This window comes from Candidatus Dactylopiibacterium carminicum (assembly GCF_014736495.1).
GTDB classification, from domain to species: domain Bacteria; phylum Pseudomonadota; class Gammaproteobacteria; order Burkholderiales; family Rhodocyclaceae; genus Uliginosibacterium; species Uliginosibacterium carminicum.
The window spans coordinates 1-5,082 of record NZ_MDUX01000102.1; the positions used below are offsets into that span (position 1 = coordinate 1).

Consider the following 5,082-nt stretch of genomic DNA (forward strand, 5'->3'; position numbering starts at 1 on the left):
ATGCTCACATCCAGTCGCCCGGCAACGTCCGCAACGCTATGTCCGCGATCGGTCACTTGCTTGACCGCTTCAATCTTGAACTCTTCCGTGTATCGCTTGCTACTCATAGACACCTCCACTTGGTTGCCAGCTTAAGGCTTCGAAGTGTCTAGTGAACCGGGGGCGATTCAGGACCCACGCAACGCAGTTCCTCAGGCGCATTAGCAATCGCCGCGTACGCGATTTCGCGGGCTACCATGACTTGCGCCTTCTCCTGCTCGACCTCCTGACGGATCTTCCGGTTTTTCTCTTCCTGCGCTTGGCGATTGTGCCGGAGGAGTTCATCGGTTTCCTGGCGTACTGCCCGCGCGGCACGAATCAGTCTGGCACTGTCTTCGCTGTGCTTCACGCATGGGTAGGGAAGACTCCCTTGCACCGTGACCTCCAGCTTTTGAGGGTTGCCCGCATAGCGTTCGTCAGGCCAGCCGATGTTGGCCCAACGCTCTTGGGCGTAGTCGAAGACGTAGTAGGTCGTGAATCGAACGCCTCCGGAAGGCCCTGACCGCCACTGCCCCAAGTCTTTCCTGAAGAGCGACGGCGTACCGCTTTCGGTTTTGTAGAACTCCGCGTAGAAGTTGCCGTCCGCCATGTGGATGCGTTGTTGCGTATTGCCGTCGCGCACCGTGCAAACATAAGCCTCGTCGATCTGAGGCATGACGCTGGCCGCAGTGCCCGAAGCGCTCCACAGCAGCGTCAAACCGCTGAACAACACGATAGCTCGGTTCATTGCAGGACATCCTGCGAAAAGCCTTCGGCGATGAAAAGCTCCGGCTCAAGCGTGTCGAAGAACCTATAGACGTTCTTCCGCACATCGGAGCGCTCCGGAGACAAGCGGTAGGTGATGGAGGTACCGACTTCTCCCGGCTTTCCATCGGAAGACATGGCGTACTCGCGGTGTGCCATGAATCCGGAAGTGTCCGTCGTTTGTATGCGATCCCTCAACAGGTTGTTCTTGGAAGTTCGCCAGTTCTCAGGGATTCCGGGTACCCCGACAACCATGTGGGATGCTTGCAGTATCGAGAGCACGTCGCCCTTCAAGGAGTAGGTGCCGACCTGAAGAAACAGGAGGGTATCGTTACCTTCGCGTCGTCCGAACAGGGAATGCGCGTAGCGGTTGTCGGGCAGGAAGTCCGTGAGTTCGTAAGAGTCTTTGGTTTCGTTACTGATGAAGGTCTTACCGACGATGAGTGCTTGAAAGCGGCGATCCTCGGCGGTCAGCTTCGTGCTGGAGGCGTTTTGCTCAATGGTTTGTCCTTGTTGGAACGCGCCTCTGCCCGCTTCCTGTAGTCCTGATACGCCGGTAGTGCGATGGCAACGATGATGCTCAAAACTGCGATGATGGCCATCAGGATCGTGACCGCTGCCAGTATTGGCGCGAGAGGACCGGATTTGTTGACCTGTTGCCCGTCGTTGTAGCGATTGTCGAAATCGGCGTCCGACATGAAGACGAAGCGGCTACCTTCAACCAAGGCAATGAGCCCGGGAATGTAGGTCCAGAAGAAAAGCAGGTAGATGACCCCGGCCACGTACTGACGCAAATAGAACTTGTGGACACCGAAGGCGCCAAGGATCAGCGCAAAGACGACCGTAAGGGTCTTGTTCCGAGGTGTCGCTGCACTGATCAGGTGAGACACCGACCCTGCTTGGGGCGCCCCGCATTTGGGGCAGGTTGAAGCGGTCTTGGCGATCTGCTCGCCACAACTGTGGCAGTACTTGCTTTCCATGATCTTCTCCTGGATGTGAGCCGGAAATGAAGATCAGAGGGTCAAAAAAACCACTGCTATGAAGGTTTAAATGATTACCTAATATTGGTGTCGGCCGGCATTGCCAGGGTACGCAGTTGCAGACTGCCACGCGGGGCACGAAGACTGTCGTTCATGAGGAGACTCCGGGCACGGAACGCCCACATTATGCGCGCCGCGCGGAGCGGCTTCCTGCCACAATAGCCGCCCCGACAGCCCGCGTCAGAACGCCATGAGCCACCCCGTCCTCACCCAGCCGTCCACCACCTCATTGCGCAGCCACACCTTCCATGGCCTGGAAGCCGGACCGAAGCTGCTGATATTGGGTGCGGTGCATGGCAACGAGGTCTGCGGCACCCGCGCCATCGAACGCCTGATCACGGAGCTGGACAGTGGCCGCCTCAGCCTGGCGCGCGGCCAGCTCACCGTGGTGCCGATCACCAATCCACTGGCCTATCACCGCAAGCAGCGCAACGGGGACCGCAATCTCAACCGCAACCTGCGCCCCACCGATGCCCCCGAGGATTTCGAGGATCGCATCGCCAATGCACTGTGCCCGCTGCTGGCCGCGCATGACGTATTACTGGATCTGCACTCGTTTCTTTCCCAAGGACAAGCCTTCGCAATGCTGGGGCCACAGGATAACGACGGTGCACTGCAGCCCTTCACGCAATCGGCACTGGAGGAAAAACTGGTGCTGCGCCTGGGGGTGGGGCGTGTCGTCGAAGGCTGGCTGGATACCTACGCGCGCGGAGTGGAAAAGCGCCTGGCCTATCCGGATGCCAGCCTGCGCGCGCAGATGCTGTCCACCCATCCCAGCTATGGCGTGGGCACCACCGAATACATGCGCGCCCAGGGAGGGTGCGCGCTGACGCTGGAATGCGGCCAGCACGAAGACCCGGCCGCGCCCGAGGTGGCCTATGCTGCCATCCGCAACGCCCTTGCGGTACTCGGCCTGCTCGACGAGCCACTGCCGCCCGCGCAAAGCGAAGTCGAATTCCTGCGCCTGGAAGAAGTGATCGACCGCCTGCATCCGGAGGATGGCTTCGCACGCGAATGGAAAAGTTTCGATTCGGTACGCGAAGGTGAGCTGATCGGTACACGGCATGACGGCAAAGCCGTAACCGCACCGGCCGATGGCTACATCGTGTTCCCCAACGGCAAGTCGGCACCCGGCAACGAATGGTTCTACTTCGCCCGGCCGAGTACGCGCCGACTGCGCGCCTGAGCGGGTGATGCGGCTTACTTTTCCGCCTCTGCTGCTTCGTGCAGCGGGCCTTCTGTTGCTGTGCTGGCTTTCCGGGTCAGTACACGCACAGGATCTGCTGCGCATTGCCTATCGGGAAAGCAGCACGGAAGCCGCCATGCCGTTTTCCGAAACCGTGCTGCGCGAAGCGCTTCGCCGCACGGAAAAAAGTCATGGGCCATGGCGGATAGAATACGTCCGGCATTCGATGGCACGTGCGCGCATGCTGGAGGCAATGCAGGACGGCCACTCGATCAACCTGGCCATCGTCGCCACGCAGCCGGATTGGGAGAGCAAGCTGCTGGTCGTACGGATCCCGGTGGATATGGGTCTTTCGGGGTTGCGCATTGGCCTGATCAGGCAGCAGGACCAACCCCTCATGGCGCGCATCCTTGGCCTGGAAGATTTGCGCAGGCTGCGTCTGGGTGTAGGCATGGGCTGGTCTTCCAAGCTGATACTGGAAGCCAATGAAATGCGCCTGGAAATGGCGCTGAATCAGGATGCACTGGCCCGCATGCTGCACGCCGGCCGCCTGGATTATTTTCCGCGCAGCATCAGCGAGGCCTTCACCGAGCATGCCAGGCTTGCCGCCGTGTTGCCGGATCTGGCGATAGATCGTGAGCTGCTGCTGGACATGCCGTTGCCGACCTATGTCTTCGTCTCGCCCAAGGCACCACGTCTGGCCGAACGCATCAGCGCCGGCATGGAAACGATGGTGCGCGACGGCAGCCTGCTGCGCATGGTGATCAAGGCCCACGGCGAGCAACTGGCGCGGGCCGGGCTATGCTCGCGCCGCCTGATCCGCATGCCCAACCCCTTGCTCGACGAACGACATGGCCTCACCCAGCGCGCATTGTGGTTCGACCCGCGCGATCCGCGCACCGGCCTGTGCACAACAGCTTCCGGTACGCCAGCGACACGCTGACGCGGTTTCGCCTGCGACCATATCCACCTGGATCGCACGGACCGGCACCAAAGACAACGGGGATGGAAACGCCCTCATCAGGCACTCCATCCCCGTATCGGCAAGCAACCCGGCCGGTCAGGGCAAAGTCTTGCCGGTCAAACGTTCGTAGGCCTCGACATACTTGGCGCTGGTGGCTGCGATGACCTCGGCAGGCAGGCGCGGTGCCGGCGCCGTCTTGTTCCAGTCCAGGGTTTCGAGATAGTCGCGCACATACTGCTTGTCGTAGGACGGCGGCGAAATGCCTTCCCTGTAGCTGTCAGCGGGCCAGAAACGCGAGGAGTCGGGCGTCAGCGCTTCGTCGATGAGGTGCAACGTACCGGCTTCATCCAGGCCGAACTCGAACTTGGTGTCGGCGATGATGATGCCGCGCGTGGCAGCGTAATCGCGGGCTTCCGAGTAGAGGCGGATGGCTGCGTCGCGGGCCTTGGCGGAGAGCGCTTCGCCCATCAGCTCGACGCATCTGGCGAAATCGATGTTCTCGTCGTGGGTACCCATCTCCGCCTTGGTAGAAGGCGTGAACAGCGGCTGCTCGAGTTTCGCTGCCTGCTTCAGCCCTACCGGCAGCGTGTGGCCACAGACCTGGCCGGTAGCAAGGTAATCCTTCCAGCCGCCACCGATGATGTAGCCACGCACCACGGCTTCGATGGGCAGGGGCTTGAAGCGCCGAACCACCAACGCCCGGCGCTTCACCTGCTCACGCTCGCCGGGCGCAACCACGTCTTCCGGCGCGATACCGGTGAGCTGACCGGGCAGGATGTGCGAGAGCCGCTCGAACCAGAACAGAGCTGTCTGCGTCAGCACTTCGCCCTTGCGCGGGATGGGGTCGGGCAGGATCACGTCAAAGGCGGAAAGGCGGTCGGACGTGACGATCAACAGCTTGTCGTCATCGATGGCATAGATATCGCGCACCTTGCCGCGCGCAACCAGCGGCAGGCTGGTGATGGAAGATTCGTACAAAGGCTGGCTCATGGCAGAAAACCGGGACTAAGGACTAAGGACTAAGGACTAAAGACTAAGGACTAAGGACTAAGGCCTGAGCAACCGTCTTGGCCGTCAAGCGCTATGCATAGTCGAATCCCACATCGAGT

Annotated in this window: 7 protein-coding genes; 2 read left to right on the forward strand and 5 right to left on the reverse strand. The window is 60.7% G+C overall.

Going from position 1 to position 5,082, the window contains the following annotated elements; all coding sequences use genetic code 11:
• From BGI27_RS17335 to BGI27_RS17350, 4 genes are all read right to left on the reverse strand, one after another.
• On the reverse strand, nt 1–107 hold a 107-nt coding region (locus tag BGI27_RS17335), incomplete at its 3' end, for a transposase (protein ID WP_141239830.1).
• A 41-nt stretch (nt 108–148) separates the two neighbouring features.
• A complete protein-coding gene (locus tag BGI27_RS17340) occupies nt 149–766 on the reverse strand; it encodes a hypothetical protein (protein ID WP_095526029.1) in 618 nt (205 codons plus the stop codon).
• A complete protein-coding gene (locus BGI27_RS17345) occupies nt 763–942 on the reverse strand; it encodes a hypothetical protein (RefSeq protein ID WP_141239797.1) in 180 nt (59 codons plus the stop codon). The genes BGI27_RS17340 and BGI27_RS17345 overlap by 4 nt, the downstream gene beginning before the upstream one ends.
• 311 nt (nt 943–1,253) lie before the next feature.
• Nucleotides 1,254–1,763, reverse strand: coding sequence for a zinc-ribbon domain and TM2 domain-containing protein (locus tag BGI27_RS17350; RefSeq protein ID WP_095526031.1), 510 nt, complete (start codon nt 1,761–1,763; stop codon nt 1,254–1,256).
• A 250-nt stretch (nt 1,764–2,013) separates the two neighbouring features.
• Here BGI27_RS17350 and BGI27_RS17355 point away from each other — a divergent pair, with 250 nt between their 5' ends.
• Both BGI27_RS17355 and BGI27_RS17360 read left to right on the forward strand, forming a co-directional pair.
• Nucleotides 2,014–3,009, forward strand: coding sequence for a succinylglutamate desuccinylase/aspartoacylase family protein (locus tag BGI27_RS17355; RefSeq protein ID WP_095526032.1), 996 nt, complete (start codon nt 2,014–2,016; stop codon nt 3,007–3,009).
• Nucleotides 3,010–3,145: 136 nt separating this feature from the next.
• Nucleotides 3,146–3,952 carry a type 2 periplasmic-binding domain-containing protein gene (locus BGI27_RS17360; RefSeq protein ID WP_141239796.1) on the forward strand — a complete coding sequence of 269 codons (807 nt, stop codon included), beginning with the start codon at nt 3,146–3,148 and terminating at the stop codon, nt 3,950–3,952.
• A gap of 117 nt (nt 3,953–4,069) precedes the next feature.
• On the opposite strand, the gene BGI27_RS17365 is transcribed toward BGI27_RS17360, so the two are convergent.
• Nucleotides 4,070–4,963, reverse strand: coding sequence for a phosphoribosylaminoimidazolesuccinocarboxamide synthase (locus BGI27_RS17365; RefSeq protein ID WP_095526034.1), 894 nt, complete (start codon nt 4,961–4,963; stop codon nt 4,070–4,072).
• Nucleotides 4,964–5,082 lie beyond the last annotated feature (119 nt).

Bases quoted from the DNA above. Each gene is read 5' to 3' on its own strand.
- BGI27_RS17365 (WP_095526034.1), bottom strand. From the start codon at position 4,963: ATGAGCCAGCCTTTGTACGAATCTTCCATCACCAGCCTGCCGCTGGTT.
- BGI27_RS17345 (WP_141239797.1), bottom strand. From the start codon at position 942: ATGGCACACCGCGAGTACGCCATGTCTTCCGATGGAAAGCCGGGAGAA.
- BGI27_RS17360 (WP_141239796.1), top strand. From the start codon at position 3,146: ATGCCGTTTTCCGAAACCGTGCTGCGCGAAGCGCTTCGCCGCACGGAA.
- BGI27_RS17340 (WP_095526029.1), bottom strand. From the start codon at position 766: ATGAACCGAGCTATCGTGTTGTTCAGCGGTTTGACGCTGCTGTGGAGC.
- BGI27_RS17355 (WP_095526032.1), top strand. From the start codon at position 2,014: ATGAGCCACCCCGTCCTCACCCAGCCGTCCACCACCTCATTGCGCAGC.
- BGI27_RS17350 (WP_095526031.1), bottom strand. From the start codon at position 1,763: ATGGAAAGCAAGTACTGCCACAGTTGTGGCGAGCAGATCGCCAAGACC.